The sequence below is a fragment of the Acinetobacter sp. WZC-1 genome, from assembly GCF_052544965.1.
Map to the genome: position 1 here is coordinate 2,292,213 of NZ_CP199370.1, position 14,408 is coordinate 2,306,620.

At 48.9% G+C, this 14,408-nt stretch carries 12 protein-coding genes, 3 tRNA genes and 1 pseudogene; 12 read left to right on the top strand and 4 right to left on the bottom strand.

The genetic code is table 11. The annotated features are described in order from the left end of the window. Positions 1-17: 17 nt before the first annotated feature. A pseudogene (locus ACT6PV_RS10550) lies at positions 18-2,761 on the bottom strand (type VI secretion system Vgr family protein). A 112-nt stretch (positions 2,762-2,873) separates the two neighbouring features. Between ACT6PV_RS10550 and ACT6PV_RS10555 the strand changes: the two are divergent. Beyond that, entirely contained in the window at positions 2,874-3,278 is a 405-nt protein-coding gene (locus ACT6PV_RS10555) for a transposase (protein ID WP_445116322.1), read from the top strand. A 136-nt stretch (positions 3,279-3,414) separates the two neighbouring features. Beyond that, positions 3,415-5,307: a CHC2 zinc finger domain-containing protein gene (locus tag ACT6PV_RS10560; RefSeq protein ID WP_445116323.1), complete on the top strand. Its 1,893-nt coding sequence runs from the start codon at positions 3,415-3,417 to the stop codon at positions 5,305-5,307. A gap of 23 nt (positions 5,308-5,330) precedes the next feature. Here ACT6PV_RS10560 and hemA read toward each other — a convergent pair whose 3' ends face one another. After that, positions 5,331-6,617: a glutamyl-tRNA reductase gene (hemA, locus tag ACT6PV_RS10565; protein WP_445116324.1), complete on the bottom strand. Its 1,287-nt coding sequence runs from the start codon at positions 6,615-6,617 to the stop codon at positions 5,331-5,333. 79 nt (positions 6,618-6,696) lie between these two features. Between hemA and ACT6PV_RS10570 the strand changes: the two genes are divergently transcribed. The 10 genes from ACT6PV_RS10570 (at position 6,697) to panD (ending at position 13,089) form a co-directional block, all read left to right on the top strand. Then, entirely contained in the window at positions 6,697-8,409 is a 1,713-nt protein-coding gene (locus tag ACT6PV_RS10570; RefSeq protein ID WP_445116325.1) for a tetratricopeptide repeat protein, read from the top strand. Between the two features lie 7 nt (positions 8,410-8,416). Beyond that, positions 8,417-8,998: a lipoprotein insertase outer membrane protein LolB gene (gene lolB, locus ACT6PV_RS10575; RefSeq protein ID WP_445116326.1), complete on the top strand. Its 582-nt coding sequence runs from the start codon at positions 8,417-8,419 to the stop codon at positions 8,996-8,998. Positions 8,999-9,022: 24 nt separating this feature from the next. Continuing rightward, complete coding sequence (gene ispE, locus ACT6PV_RS10580; RefSeq protein WP_445117092.1) at positions 9,023-9,859, top strand: 4-(cytidine 5'-diphospho)-2-C-methyl-D-erythritol kinase; 837 nt, start codon at positions 9,023-9,025, stop codon at positions 9,857-9,859. Beyond that, positions 9,858-9,932 (top strand) — tRNA-Gln (locus ACT6PV_RS10585). Before ispE ends, ACT6PV_RS10585 begins: the two co-directional genes overlap by 2 nt. Positions 9,933-9,960: 28 nt before the next feature. Then, a tRNA-Gln gene (locus tag ACT6PV_RS10590) sits at positions 9,961-10,035 on the top strand. 93 nt (positions 10,036-10,128) lie between these two features. Beyond that, positions 10,129-10,203 (top strand) — tRNA-Gln (locus tag ACT6PV_RS10595). A 36-nt stretch (positions 10,204-10,239) separates the two neighbouring features. Further along, a complete protein-coding gene (locus tag ACT6PV_RS10600; RefSeq protein ID WP_445116327.1) occupies positions 10,240-11,193 on the top strand; it encodes a ribose-phosphate pyrophosphokinase in 954 nt (317 codons plus the stop codon). Between the two features lie 97 nt (positions 11,194-11,290). Further along, positions 11,291-11,920: a 50S ribosomal protein L25/general stress protein Ctc gene (locus ACT6PV_RS10605; RefSeq protein WP_445116328.1), complete on the top strand. Its 630-nt coding sequence runs from the start codon at positions 11,291-11,293 to the stop codon at positions 11,918-11,920. Positions 11,921-11,928: 8 nt separating this feature from the next. Next, entirely contained in the window at positions 11,929-12,519 is a 591-nt protein-coding gene (pth, locus tag ACT6PV_RS10610; protein ID WP_445116329.1) for an aminoacyl-tRNA hydrolase, read from the top strand. A gap of 189 nt (positions 12,520-12,708) precedes the next feature. Beyond that, positions 12,709-13,089 (top strand): aspartate 1-decarboxylase, encoded by a 381-nt coding sequence (gene panD, locus ACT6PV_RS10615; protein ID WP_445116330.1) that lies wholly within the window; start codon positions 12,709-12,711, stop codon positions 13,087-13,089. An 85-nt stretch (positions 13,090-13,174) separates the two neighbouring features. Here panD and ACT6PV_RS10620 read toward each other — a convergent pair whose 3' ends face one another. Together ACT6PV_RS10620 and ACT6PV_RS10625 are read right to left on the bottom strand one after the other, a co-directional pair. Continuing rightward, positions 13,175-13,801 (bottom strand): LysE family translocator, encoded by a 627-nt coding sequence (locus ACT6PV_RS10620; protein ID WP_445116331.1) that lies wholly within the window; start codon positions 13,799-13,801, stop codon positions 13,175-13,177. Between the two features lie 36 nt (positions 13,802-13,837). Beyond that, entirely contained in the window at positions 13,838-14,347 is a 510-nt protein-coding gene (locus ACT6PV_RS10625; protein WP_445116332.1) for a DUF1289 domain-containing protein, read from the bottom strand. Positions 14,348-14,408 lie beyond the last annotated feature (61 nt).

A 14,408-nucleotide genomic window follows, 5' to 3' on the forward strand; every position in this document is an offset into this window, starting at 1 on the left:
CATCCCATAATTCTTCCTTATTCAGGCGGAAATACTTCAATATTCAGTACGGCCATTACGTCTTTTGTACAAACATCCGTTTTACCATCCTCACCGGAAACCCCTTCAAAAATCTGCCCATCTTCCGCCGTGATTTTGTATTTAAGATTTTTTACAGGTGCTCCATCTGGATAGTACAAAATAAAATGCTCGTCATAGCTGGATTTCAACTCAGGCATTGCTGGAAGCTGACTGGAAAGTGATGCGCCACCACTGATTTTTACCTGGCCTGCCTTAAGTTCCATCAGACCCGGACAGCCAATTTCAATATTTCCACCTTCGATTTTGATATATCCACCACCACCTGATGTAATGAGAATACCTTTTCCACTTTCCACTCTTACAAGGTCATTGAGTGAATACACATGCATTTGTTGTTTAGAAGATAATGTCATTTTTCCTTTTTGTGCTGTGACGTCCACATCACCTTCACCGGATTTAATCCTGATCCCTGCATGTTTTGCAAAAATACTGATTTTATCCAGTGCCTTTGCAATCCAGCTTTTACCCGTAAAGAACTGAAGATTTTTCGGTGTACTGACATCAATATTTTGTTTTGCTTCGAGCAGCATGTTCTCTTTACTGTTGAACACCATGGCCGATTCACTATGTAAAGCGACCAAAGCATCTGAACCTTCATTCCACTGTGCAACCTTTTCCAGAAGAGAGTTTTGTGATTCCAGGTCAGGTTCATCAACTTCATGAGCTGACGCAAGTTCTTTAAAATATTGATTACTTTCGTTATGAAACTTTAGATTTTCATGAATACTGGATCTGCTTAATTGCTCGCCTTGCGCTTGCTCTGATGATTCTGAAGATAAAAGAATTCCCTTTGACGCACGGATCGCCCCCCACCGGTCCGTCCGCAGTTCAAATCCTTCACCACGACCCTCACTTTCAGCTTTGTCTTTCGGATGACTTAAATGGCCTAAATTCAGCTGGGTTGCAGCATGACTGCTGTGTAACTGGGCACTGATTTGCCCTGTCGTATCATCAAAACGCAGCTGGTTATAACCTTCGCCGCCAACTTCTTTAGAACGAATGCCACTGAGCTTTTTTGTGTCCGGCAGCTGGCCCAGTCCGTCAAAGCGGGTCGGGGAGCGATGGCCTTCATTCAGACGTCCGGCCACGTAGGGACGGTCCACGTTGCCGTCAAAGAACTGGATCACCACGATTTCATCAACCCGCGGCAGAAAGCGTGCTCCGTAGCCATCCCCGGCCCACGGGGTCAGGACATCCACCCAGGCGGAGTCGCTGTCATTGTCCCTGGTTCCGGCACCGCCGTCATGGGCATGGTCGTCTTCACGGGTGAACAGGAAGCGGACTTTGATGCGGCCCCACCGGTCAGTGTGCAGTTCCTCGCTTTTCGGACCCACCACCCGGGCCCGCTGCGGATGCGCCACCGGCTGCTGCCGGGCGTCGTAGTCTCCGGCACCATCGGGATCTGCCGCCGGATCAGGCTCAGCCGGCTGCGCTGGTGTTGTGGAGCGGTACTGTTGTTGTGAGTATGCCGTTCCCGGTCGGTCAGTAAGGCATTGAGTTGTTGCTGCAGTGCTCTGGGCAGGTTGTTTTCGTGCCAGTGGCTTTTTGCCGTGATCAGCAGTTCCCGTTCGGACCGCTCATGCCGCTGCAGTTCCGGGTGGTGTTCCAGTTCAAACCAGTAGCCCACCCGGGCATCGCGGACGCTGCCCTCTGCCGTGAACTGTTTTGCCCGCAGTTCGTGCAGCCGGCTGAGGTGCAGGTTCAGCCGTTCCGGCTGGCTGTTGCCGGCGCGGGTGGCGCCGTCGTCTCCGTTGAGGTCCGCTGTCCACGCCGGGCTATCCTGCCGGGCATCCTCCAGGCCCAGCCGGGCCACGCTGTGCTGGGCCGAGTGCTGATGCAGGCTTTGCACTGAACCGCTGCCGTCCTGCCGGTACAGGCCTTCCGCCTGCCAGCGCTGGATGTGGACTGCGGTCGGCTGCAGGCTGCGCTGTGCGCTGAAGCTGTCGATGCTGTCCCGGGCTTCGGTGGCATCGCTGCGGTGGTAGCGGATGCTGCCCCGCATCAGTGCGCGGTAGTGGCGGTTGTCGTCAATCAGCCGCAGCAGCTGCGGCTGGATCGGGCTGGTCACGTCTGCCGGGACCGGCTCGCTTTCGTCAATCAGGCTGTTGATGGATTCGGAAATCAGCAGGCGCTGGATGAATGCCGCATCGCTTTCCATGCTCTGCATGATGAAGGGCCGGATGTCGTAATCCTCCCTCAGGCCCCGGGTGTCCAGCTGCAGTGACGCGGCAAACAGCGGGCTGCGCTGCTGCCATTCCCGGAACAGGATCTCCACCACCTGCGGTACGCTTTTGTTCATGAACACCCGGCTGTTGCGGCGTTTTTCCCACAGTGCCGTGGCATCCTGCAGCTGCAGCCGGTAGATGCTCAGCGCGCCGTCCGACTGGCCGGCTTCCGCCCCGGTGATGATGCCGCTGATGCGGTGCAGTTGCCCCAGGTCGGTTACCGTGTCCACCGCCACCCGGCAGCCGATCAGCTGTTTCAGTTCGATATGGGCATTGATGGACAGGCACAGCAGCTCGGCCTTCAGTCCGGCATTGAGGGCGTGTCCGGCGTCGATGCGCTGCAGGAACAGCTGCAGGTTCAGGACCGGGTCTGAGAACTGGATGTGCAGGCTGCGGTTGCGGGCACTCAGCCCGAGCCGGTCCATTTCGGCGTGGATGTGCAATGGCTTGATCATGTTCGGCATGCTGATTATTTTTAAGCAGTTTTTTATAATTATGGGTGGTTTGATCGGTAAGTCCACCCCATAAATTGTAATACTTTATGACAGTTAAACAATAAGGGAATTCATGGTGGATTCCCTTGTCTTTCAGCAGGATGTTTTTACCAATTTTAAGCGATATGCGCAGAGTTGTAATCTGTCTGCTTATTCATGCACCATAAAAAAATGCAATGAATGGGCAAATGGTGGTTTTATGGATAGTTTTACCGGATGGCTTGAGTATTTATTTCAGAATTTATCCGGGTCAGGGCATCTTTTAATCCTGGATAATGCATCCATTCATAAAGGCCGGGAAATAGAACAGCTTGCTGAAACGTATAATGTACGAATCGCCCACCTTCCGGCATATAGCCCTGATTTGAATCCGATTGAACAGGCATGGTCTGTACTGAAAAGGAAAGTCAGGAATATTGTAAGTCAACAGAATATTTCCATCTGTGAGGCTCTGGATATCGGATTTAAAGAAATGTAGCCCTTAATTTGCATGTGGCTATACAAACCAGAGACGGGATTTTCCCGTCTTTTTTATGCATGGATATTTTTAAACTGCAAACTGGGTTAAACTTGCAGTGAATGACTTCATTCCAGTTTGAAATCGGGCGGCTTCCATGGCGATTCCACAGCATACGATAGATCAGATTCTGGATCGGACCGATCTGGTTGAACTGATCGGTCAGCGTGTCAAACTAAAAAAAACCGGGCGAACCTACTCGGGTTGCTGCCCGTTTCATCAGGAAAAAACGCCTTCTTTTCATGTCTACCAGGACAAGCAGTATTATCACTGTTTTGGCTGTCAGGCCAATGGAAATGCCATCCGTTTTCTTATGGACATCGATAACCGTAACTTTATTGATGTCATGAAAGACCTGTCCAGCCAGACCGGTATTGAGTTGCCAAAGGATAATCGGGACTCAAAACATTTATCCTATAAACGCGCACCCGCTGAAACGCCACCTGCAGAACCGGACCATCCACAGACGGTACAACCGGTACAACAGCAATCTGTTCCGGCCGCCGCCCCTATCGATCCATTCGAAACCTTTCAGCACCATCCACTGGAAGATTATTCCACCGTATCTGAGCATGCCACCGACCCGGCACAGGCAGCCCAGGAAGGTAATCTTTACGATCTGCTGGAAAACGTCGCACAGTTTTATGAGCGTCAGCTACCACACAGTCAGACCGCACAGCAATATTTTAAAAAACGCGGACTCAGTGCTGAAACCCTGCAATTCTGGCGGTTGGGCTATGCACCCGAAGACTGGCAACACCTGGAAAAAGCCTTTCCACAGGATATTGAAGGCCTGAAACTGGTGGGGCTAATCCGTTCCAGTGACAGTGGGCGTGATTTTGACCTGTTACGTGACCGGGTTATTTTTCCCATCCGCGATGCCCGGGGCCGTATTGTCGGTTTTGGTGGCCGTGCCCTGAATGACGAGATCAAACCCAAATATATCAACTCCCCGGATTCTGAGGTGTTCCATAAAAACCAGTTACTTTATGGGCTTTATGAAGGACGCAAGCAAAAAGCGCAGGACTGGCTGATGGTTGAAGGCTATATGGATGTCATCGCACTGCAGCAAGCCGGTGTGGCCGGTGCTGTGGCCACCCTGGGAACCGCAAGTAATACTGAACACCTGAATATCCTGTTTAAACAGCATAATCAGCTGACCATTGCCTTTGATGGAGATGCCGCAGGTCAGAAAGCAGCACGGCGCACACTGGAAATTGCACTGCCTTTGCTGAATGATGGCCGTGAGCTGAAATTCTTTGTGTTACCGAAAGAACACGATCCGGATTCCCTGATCCGCAAGGAAGGCATTGAAACCTTTCATCGTCTGTGGCAACAGTCCCCACTGCTGTCCGACTTTGTATTTGCCTTATTGAGCCAGCAATACGATATTACCTCTCCGGAAGGTAAAAGTCAGGTGATGGCCGAATTGAACCAGCTGACAGAATTGCTGCCAAAGCAGGGTTCCTACCGTTATTTGCTGCGCCAGTTCTTTCGGGAGAAACTGGGCTTCAATAAAAAATGGCAACCGGAAGTCAGCCTGGATGCCTCTCTGTCCTTTAATATCCGCACCCGGGATGAAGATTTTGCTGTTGCAATTCTAATGCATCATCCATTTCTATATATTCATTTTGAAGTATTGCGTGCCTTTATTCACCCAGGTGAACTACTGGCACAGATTCTGGTCACCTTTGACCGGGTTTTTGATGATCTGCCGGATGACCATGAATTGGCGACCTATTATATTTTAGGCGCATGCAGTGCATATCATCAGGAATTATCGGAAATTATGAAACGCACCAATATTCAGGCCCTGACCCAGGCACCGGAAATGGCCGATAAACTGGCATCTGAATATTCACTTTCACTGCAGGAAAAATATCTGCGGCAGAAACTGAAAGCTCCGGTCTCCTTAAGCGAATCCCGTAATCTAAGACAGCAATTAAATGAATTAACCCGGAAAATTGGTTTAAAACTGACCCATGGTTAGCCCTGTAGCCTGACCTTGACGGGTTATTTAATGCCCGGTTTACGCTGCTTCTGAAAAACTTCGCTTAAATTTTCTTCCAGCCATTCAAAATGCGACGGATCTTCATCCTGTGCAGCATGACGCAGCAGAATGGATGTCGGATGTAACAGTTTCTGAGTTAAACGATAAGCAAAATCTGTCAGTACTTTTTCGGCATTCTCGCCTGAATGCATACTCTCCAGCGCACGGCTCAGTTCTTCATGGCTCAGTTGTTCCGCCTGATCACGATAATGCTGAATGGTGCTGCCAGCCCGGTAAATCTTTTGCTGCGTCACCAGTCGGGTCACCAGCTGATTGACCATGACTTCGGCTTCAACAGCCGCCTGACGACGCTGCGCCAGATTTTCGTCAATCACGCTCTGTAAATCATCAACCCCGTATAAATACACCCCATCAAGACTTTCAACCCTGGCATCCACATCGCGGGGAACCGCCAGATCGACCACCAGCATTTGCTGATAACGGCGTTTTTTTAATGCCGATTTTACATCTGCAAATGAAATCACCTGATAAAGACTCCCGGTACAGCTGGAAATGACATCGGCACGGTGCAGATGCGCAGCCAGATCTGAGAATGGAATAATCTCCACATCCACCTCATGTGCAATTTCCTGTGAAAGATGATCAGCCCGTTCCCGGCTGCGGTTACAGATCAGAATTTTTGCCACACCCATATCTGCCAGATGTTTCGCCACCAGACGATTCATTTCACCGGCGGCAACCACCATGACCGTCAGTTTTTCAGGTTCACTGAAAACCTCCAGCGCCAGCCGGGCAACGGCATAGCCCATTGAAACTGCATGGCTGCCAACCGCTGTTTCCGAGCGGACCCGTTTTGCTGCGTAGAACGCATATTCAAAAATCCGGTTTAAATCCTGAGAAACAACTTCTGCATCCCGGGCCACCGACAGGGCAGTCTTGACCTGCCCCAGAATCTGAGGTTCCCCCAGCATCAACGAGTCCAGCCCACTGGCAACACGCATCAGATGGGAAACGGCATCACTGTTTTCATAGCGGTATACATGGTTTGATAATTGCCTTACATCAATGCCATTGGTCTGAGCCAGCCAGTCCAATATCATATCGGCATTTTCAGCCATTGCATAAACTTCGGTGCGGTTACAGGTCGACACCACAACCAGATCATTCAGGTTATGATGATGCCGTTGTTCTGCAAGCAATGCCTTCAGCCGTTCTGAATTAAAGGCAATTTGCTCACGCAGCGCAACAGAAGCAGTCTGATGGTTGACACCCAATGCAAAGAAAGACATATCAGATCATCATTTCGCTAAATTTATGCTATTGTGCAATAACGGTGTCATAAAAAGCATTACTTGGATTAAAGAAAAATTGCGTCAAATGTATAGCCGGATCAACGGCCTGACAATCAAGCAGTATTCTACCACACTCTTATTGGTGGGTAGCATGGCTTCCAGTGCCCATATTAGAGCATCCGAACCAGGATATCATCCCCATTTCAATACTGACGCCATGAAACAAAGCATGATTGCCGAGTTTGCGCTGGCCGCACATGACACCTCAACAGCGCTGCATAACTATACAGTACTGGCGATCCGCAGTAATTCCACCTCGATCAAACAGCGCGCCCTGAACGTCGCCATTGAACAGAATGACCTGCAGGCTGCACTCGATATTGCCACCCATTGGGTGGTGCAGGAGCCCGCAGATGTGCCGGCCAAATTTTACCTGGCGCACATTGCCCTGAAATCCCATCAATACCAGCTGGCCGCAGAAACCCTGGACAGTATTTTAACCATTGATCCTGACGCAGACCTGGACAGAATTCTTGCGGGAATTTCGCCCGAGTCCGAGGCAGACCGTCAGGATCTGCTAAATACCCTGACCGCCAGCAAGGAAAAAAATAATCCTTCCGTACTGATTCTGATTGCAGGCCTTGAAGCTCAGAACAATCAGATTGAGCAGGCGCTGAAAAACGTCAACAAGGCGCTGAGAAAACGCCCGGCCGTCACTGGTTTTATTTTAATGAAAGCCAATTTACTGATGGCATCCGGTGATGAAACCGCCACCCTGAAATGGTATGAACACAGCAGTAGAAAGCATAAATACAACCTGGAAGTCCGTCTTGCAGAAGTCCGCTATCTGATTAAGCTCAACCAGTCGGAACAGGCACTGGAAAAACTGCAGAAAATTATTCAGACCTGGCCGGATGCAGAAGAAGCCCTGTTTATTGCCGGTCTGACTGCCATCGACTTAAAAAAGTATGACCAGGCAGAACAATACCTGGTTGAGCTGCGTTATTCATCGCAATATCAGAATGATGCCTATTATTATCTGGCGGTCAATGCAGAACGTAAACAACACGATGAAACAGCAAAAGCCTACTACCGGCTGGTGGATGGCAATTTATATACCGTCTCCCGCCAGAACCTGATTGCCATTTATCGCCGCCAGGGCAAGTTAAACGATGCCCTGCGCTTTTTAACCCAGGAACGGGTCAATTATCCGCAGCACGCCAGTTTCCTTTATCAGGCCCAGGCAGAAATATTAAAAAAAATGGACAATAAAAAGGCAGCTTTGCGACTGCTCACAGAAGCGGTCAAAAATCTACCGGACGACCCGGAAATTCTGTATTCCGAAGTTTTATTACTGGATCCCTTTCAGGACCGGAATCAGCTGGACAAGGCACTGAAACAGTTATTACAACTGGAACCCAACAGCCCCACGTATCTGAATGCCTATGCCTATACCCTGGCCCTGCAGAACCGCCGTCTGGACGAAGCCCGACGCTATGCAGAACGGGCGCTGGATTATGCACCCGAACAGGCTTCCATATTGGATACACTGGGTTACATTACTTTTCTGCAAAATGACTTTGAAACGGCCTCCGGCATCCTGGAAAAAGCCTGGCAGATCAGTGGAAATACCCAGATTGGCATCCGCTATGCAAAATCACTGTATATGCAGGGCGCCATGCATCAATTTAACGATGTGTTACAACAACTCCGGCAAAAGCATCCAGATGATCCTCAGTTAAATCAACTGGACGCCTTATTGTTACCGAAACACCTGAAAAAGAGTTAAACGTTTTATGTCCCCGTTCCGCAAATTTATGTTCGCATCCACCGCAGTCATCAGTCTGGGCCTGACCGCCTGTCAGCAGGTGGTCAAACCTGTATCCGGCACGGCAATGCCGGGGACTGAGCAGGCCCGCCAGTTTCATCTGCAGGGGAAAATCGGTGTCAGAACACCGCAACAATCCGGCAGTGCATTTTTTGACTGGCAACAAAATCAGGACCATTTCAACCTGCAGTTGTCCGGTATACTGGGAATCGGCAAAACCATCATTGAAGGACAACCGGGTCAGGTCACCCTGAACAGTGCCAAAACCGGTGAAATCACAGCAGCAAGTCCGGAAGAATTACTGGAAAAAGCCACCGGCTGGGTGGCCCCCATTACACACATCGTCAACTGGGTTCAGGCCAGACCTGCCACAGCGAACGCAAAAATCCAGCGGGACTCAGGACAACGGATGACTGAGCTTGAAGAAGATGGATGGGTGGTCAACCTCAGTTATAACGATACTGCTGTTTTGCCGAATAAACTGATATTGAAACAACAAACTGAGGCAGGCAAGGAAAACCGTATTACAATGATCATTCAGAACCGTTAATTCCTCATACACTTACCGATGCCCATGATTCGAGTCCCCTCTCCTGCAAAACTGAATCTGTTTTTACATATTACCGGTCGCCGTGACAACGGTTATCATGAACTGCAAAGTATTTTTCAGCTGATTGATTTATATGACTGGATGGAATTTACTGCAACAGAAAACAGCACAGCGGTCTCCGTTATGGGACTGAATGATGTGGCGCTGGAACAGAATCTGATTTATAAAGCCGCTCAGCTGCTGCGCCCCTTTGCCCGGCAACTGACCGGACTGAATATCAGCATTGAAAAAAATATTCCGATGGGTGCCGGACTGGGGGGCGGTTCTTCCAATGCGGCCACAACCCTGATGGTTGTCAACCAGCTGTGGCAATGCGGGCTCAGTATTGAACAGCTTACAGCCCTGGGAATCACCCTCGGCGCTGACGTACCGATTTTTGTACATGGCCGTAATGCATGGGCTGAAGGAATTGGTGAATACTTAACATTCATAGACTTAGATCCGACGCAGTACATCGTACTGAAACCTGACTGTTTTATCAGCACTCAATTGCTTTTTTCACAAAAAACATTGACAAGAAACACGAAGCCTACTAAATTTTGCGCCTATCAGCGCAAGCCGTCAGATTTTGGAAATAGTTTTGAGCCATTGGCAAGAAGCCTATACCCTGAAGTTGACGAAGCCATGCAGTACCTGAATCAGTTCGGTACAGCAAAGCTTACAGGTACAGGTGCCTGTGTTTTTACTGAAGTTACTGAGGGCATGAATGTTGGTGCCATTTTAACTTATTCACCATGTAAGGCTTACCTGGTCAATAGTTTAAATGAATCACCATTAAATCATCTCAGGCTGACAGGATAGGGGCGTCGCCAAGTGGTAAGGCACCGGGTTTTGATCTCGGCATCCGTTGGTTCGAATCCAGCCGCCCCTGCCATTCCTTCATCTGTAAATGCGTATGTTAAAGGGGCGTCGCCAAGTGGTAAGGCACCGGGTTTTGATCTCGGCATCCGTTGGTTCGAATCCAGCCGCCCCTGCCATTCTGTTCGCAATTGCACAACAGATTACGCAGGCCGTTCTTTGTCAAAAACCTTGACAGACAAGGGTAAAAAATATTAAAGTTCTGCCGCATTAGGGGCGTCGCCAAGTGGTAAGGCACCGGGTTTTGATCTCGGCATCCGTTGGTTCGAATCCAGCCGCCCCTGCCATCTTATTTCAAAACCGCCAACCGCCAAGGGTGCTTCATGCCCAATCTTGTCGTTTTTAGTGGAACTGCACATCCACAATTCGCTCAAAAAGTCGTCAGTCACCTGCATATCCCTTTAGGGGCCGCTGCTGTAGGTAAATTTTCCGATGGTGAAATCACTGTCGAAATTACCGAAAATGTACGGGGTAAAGACGTATTTATTGTACAGCCAACCTGTGCCCCGACCAATGATAACCTCATGGAAATCCTGGTCATGGCAGATGCACTGCGCCGTGCAAGTGCCGGCCGTATTACTGCTGTAATTCCTTATTTCGGTTATGCACGTCAGGATCGTCGTCCACGTTCAACCCGGGTCCCGATTACGGCTAAAGTCGTTGCAGACATGCTGACCACAGTGGGTATTGACCGTGTGGTCATGATTGATCTGCATGCGGATCAGATTCAGGGCTTTTTCGATATTCCGGTCGACAACATTTATGGTACTCCAGCCCTGCTGGCCGATCTGCGTCAGCAGCAGCACCATAACCTGATGGTGGTTTCACCTGATGTCGGTGGTGTGGTTCGTGCCCGTGCTGTTGCCAAGCAAATGGGCGATATTGATCTTGCCATCATTGACAAGCGTCGTCAGAAAGCCAATGAATCTCAGGTCATGCATCTGATTGGTGATGTCAAAGACCGTGACTGCGTTATTGTCGATGACATGGTCGATACTGCCGGTACACTGTGCAAGGCAGCAGATGCCCTGAAAACCTTTGGTGCCCGTCGTGTGATTGCCTATGCAACCCACCCGGTACTCTCAGGTAAAGCACTGGAAAATCTGAAAAAATCCGTGATTGATGAACTGGTGGTCACAGATACCATTCCGTTATCTGCTGAAGCGCTGAAAATCACCAAAATTCGTCAGGTTTCCGTCGCCAGCATGGTTGCTGAAACAATTCGTCGTATTAATAACGAAGAATCCATTAGCGCAATGTTCGATAGTTATCTATAATAACGCCGAATTTTTACAAAACCCTGTCATAAGGCAGGGTTTTCATCACTGAACTGGTCGCAAGTTCAGTTTATTTAAACTCCATTGAGGATATCTCATGTCAAACTTTTCATTAAACGCGCAGGTGCGTGCTGATGACAAACAAGGGAAAGGTGCGAGCCGCCGCCTTCGTCGTGAAGCACTGGTTCCGGCAATTATTTATGGTGCAGATAAAGAACCTGCATCCATTACCCTGGAACTGCGCGAGCTGATCAAGGCACTTGAAGACAACAGCTTCTTCTCTTCAATCATCACCCTGAACGTCGATGGTAAGGAAGAACAGGCAGTAATCAAGGCATTACAACGTCACCCTGCGAAAAACACGCCAATGCACGCTGACTTTCTTCGTGTGAAAAAAGGTGAAGTGATTGCCGTCAATGTACCGGTCAACATTCTGAACCAGGAAACTTCTGTCGGTGTGAAAGCAGGTGGTATTGCTTCTGTGAACCTGACTGAAATTCATGTGGAAACACTGCCACGTGATTTACCATCTGCCATTGATGTGGACATTGCTCAGCTGGACATTGGCCAGGTAATTCATCTATCTGACCTGAAACTGCCTAAGGGCGTGACCATCCCTGCACTTGCTCAGGAAGGCCATGATCAGGCGGTTGTTTCAATCGTCGTTGTTCACGAAGAGAAAGAAGAAGCTACTGACGCTGAAACTGAAGAAGACAAAGACGAGTAATCGTTATAATGAGTGATCGGAAAACTTCGATATCACTGATTGTCGGTCTGGGTAATCCCGGTAAGGAATATGCCCAGACCCGCCATAATGCAGGCTGCTGGTTTGTTGAGCGCCTTGCAGAACAGTATGGCATTGTTTTAAAAGCTGATCCACGATTCCACGGTATCAGTGGTCGCGGTCATATTGAAGGTCAGGACGTTCGTCTGTTATTACCCACAACCTTTATGAACCGTTCCGGTCAGAGTGTTGTTCCCTTCGCCCGATTTTATCAGATCAGCCCCCAGCACATGCTCATCGCCCATGATGAACTGGATATGAATCCAGGCATAATCCGCTTAAAAACCGGTGGCGGACACGGCGGTCATAATGGACTGCGTGACATTGTGCCACATACAGGTCCGGATTTTCATCGTTTACGTATCGGTATTGGTCACCCGGGTGCCAGAGAGCGTGTTTCCGGACATGTTTTAAGTAAAGCTCCTGCAAGTGAACAATCACTTATGGATGACGCAATCCACCATGCTGCAGGACGTATTCAATTACTGGTCAATGGTGACATTCAGCAGGCCATGAATCAGATTAACGCCTACAAACCGTAAATGAACTGTGAATGAAAAGCAGGGCGAACAGCATAAAATAATCTGCTGATAAACCCCAATTTTTTGTCCCGTAATTTTTTATTGCAATAATGCTTTTTTAAGGGCAAAATGCGCTTTCCAATGCATCCCCCCTGTAAATTGCTGAGCAATAAGAGACAACCTCTTAGGGCAACCAAGGAGACGCGATTTATGCTATCCCGTTTATTAAAAGCCAAAATCCACCGTGCAGTGGTCACACAGGCAGAACTTCATTATGAAGGTTCCTGTGCAATCGATGGTGTCCTGCTGGATTTAGCCGGTATCCGTGAATACGAAGAAATCCATGTCTGGAACGTCACCAACGGCAAACGTTTCACCACTTATGCCATTCGTGGTGAAGAGCATTCAGGCATTATCTCCGTCAATGGCGGTGCAGCACATCAGGCCAGCATCGGTGATTTAGTCATTATTGCCACGTTTGGTGATTTCAATGAAGCTGAAGCCAGCGCTCATCAGCCACGCCTGGTCTATGCCAACCCGGATAATACGGTCAACCATACGGCGAACTGCATTCCTGTACAACTTGCCTGATATCAGCAACAGATCAATACTGAAAAAGCCCGGATTTACGGGCTTTTTTTATTTCAGGACGTAACACGATATAGCCTTCCCCTGCTTAGCTGCCTGTGAAAACTGTCGATAGACCATAGACGGCAATCAGCACCAGTACCACGCCACAAACAGCCAATAGTTTTTTATAGCTGCGGGATGCAGACCATCGATTAAACAGCAGATAGACAATGGACAGGGTACTGAAATCAAGTACGATCCAGCTGAGCGTCAGAATACCCAGGCTTAAATTCAGATCCGGACTTATATGAATAAACTGCGAGAAGAAAGATGCAAAGAAAATAATATCCTTAGGATTGGATATGCCGACCAGTAAACCCTGCCGGAAGCCACCACCGTCAGCAGAACTGACTTTTCCTGTTACAGCGGCCGGTTCAGGCAATTGAGTGCAGGCATCCCTTAAGGTCTGAATGCCCAGATAAGCAATATAGCAACAGCCCAGTATTTTTATGGCATTGAACCATTGCTGATCAATATCCAACACGCCTTTCAGTATCAGGATTGAAACTGCAATTAAAACCAGTGAAGCAGCATTGGTCCCAAAGATAGTATACAGTGCCTTTTTATAACCGCCCTTCAAACCTGCACTGGCCACCAGCAGCATGACCGGGCCGGGTGTGGCAATCATAATCACGACAGCAAAACAATATAAAAAATATTCAGCAATATTCATGCATATACACTAAACAATACAGACTTACAGATGAACTCACTCTTCTTCCATCATCTGCAGTAAACTGTGGCTGATTCCATCCGCCCGTAAGAACGCCAGCTCATAGCTGGCTGTCGCCAGTGCCAGCACCCGCCGCTCAAACTCCTGCCATAAAGGCCGGACCTGTTGCTCCGTGATGCCCAGACCACTTTCATGCGCAAAATGTTTATTTTTTTCACAGAGTTTCAGAGCATGGTATAACTTGCGGCCCTGACTGGCACTGTCCAGTACCCGTACCCGCTTGCTGAGGATAAATCCTTCCACATGCTGTAAATCTGCCAGTGGCAGCATGGGAACCAGAATCTGATCCAGCTGCACATCCAGGCGTTTCCATACCGCCAGCCGCTGTTCCAATGTATAAGTGTTCCATTGAATCACCTCATGGTTAAAACGCCGGCAACCACGGCATATCGAGTCACCAAATACCGTGGAGCATCGTCCTGCACACGGCGTTAACGCAGGTATTCGACGGTTATTACTCAAATCTGAACCCTCATTCAAAACCATATTTATCGTATGGTTTTCTCGCTTATTGCTATAATTCGCGCTAAAATATGCGCCTTGATTT

Excerpts from the sequence above, each read along its gene's own strand:
- pth (WP_445116329.1), top strand. The coding sequence starts at position 11,929 with ATGAGTGATCGGAAAACTTCGATATCACTGATTGTCGGTCTGGGTAAT.
- ACT6PV_RS10600 (WP_445116327.1), top strand. The coding sequence starts at position 10,240 with ATGCCCAATCTTGTCGTTTTTAGTGGAACTGCACATCCACAATTCGCT.
- ACT6PV_RS10555 (WP_445116322.1), top strand. The coding sequence starts at position 2,874 with ATGGTGGATTCCCTTGTCTTTCAGCAGGATGTTTTTACCAATTTTAAG.
- ACT6PV_RS10560 (WP_445116323.1), top strand. The coding sequence starts at position 3,415 with ATGGCGATTCCACAGCATACGATAGATCAGATTCTGGATCGGACCGAT.
- lolB (WP_445116326.1), top strand. The coding sequence starts at position 8,417 with ATGTCCCCGTTCCGCAAATTTATGTTCGCATCCACCGCAGTCATCAGT.
- panD (WP_445116330.1), top strand. The coding sequence starts at position 12,709 with ATGCTATCCCGTTTATTAAAAGCCAAAATCCACCGTGCAGTGGTCACA.
- ispE (WP_445117092.1), top strand. The coding sequence starts at position 9,023 with ATGATTCGAGTCCCCTCTCCTGCAAAACTGAATCTGTTTTTACATATT.
- ACT6PV_RS10605 (WP_445116328.1), top strand. The coding sequence starts at position 11,291 with ATGTCAAACTTTTCATTAAACGCGCAGGTGCGTGCTGATGACAAACAA.
- ACT6PV_RS10620 (WP_445116331.1), bottom strand. The coding sequence starts at position 13,801 with ATGAATATTGCTGAATATTTTTTATATTGTTTTGCTGTCGTGATTATG.
- ACT6PV_RS10625 (WP_445116332.1), bottom strand. The coding sequence starts at position 14,347 with ATGGTTTTGAATGAGGGTTCAGATTTGAGTAATAACCGTCGAATACCT.
- hemA (WP_445116324.1), bottom strand. The coding sequence starts at position 6,617 with ATGTCTTTCTTTGCATTGGGTGTCAACCATCAGACTGCTTCTGTTGCG.